Consider the following 262-nt stretch of genomic DNA (forward strand, 5'->3'; position numbering starts at 1 on the left):
GGTTGCATCCGCAATTTTCGAAGCCGGGGGAGATATGGTGGCCATCGACGTCATCCAGTCCAGCGGCCATATCACCGTCCGCGATATTACGATTACGGTTACTGACAGCGTCGACATCGGCAAGATCACGCATACCGTCAAAAATTTGAAGGGCGTTAAACTCGTCAACGTATCCGACCGCACATTCCTTATGCATCTCGGCGGCAAGATCGAGACACAGCCCAAAGTTCCAATCCAGAACCGCGATGATCTCTCCCGAGTC

The 262-nt window shown here is 53.1% G+C and carries 1 pseudogene; it reads left to right on the top strand.

The window, feature by feature from the left end:
• Positions 1 to 37 precede the first annotated feature (37 nt).
• Positions 38 to 262, top strand: a pseudogene (locus tag ACSNOG_RS33515) (NAD-dependent malic enzyme); the annotation flags it as partial.

It is taken from the genome of Streptomyces sp. URMC 124 (genome assembly GCF_051386455.1).
GTDB lineage: Bacteria > Actinomycetota > Actinomycetes > Streptomycetales > Streptomycetaceae > Streptomyces.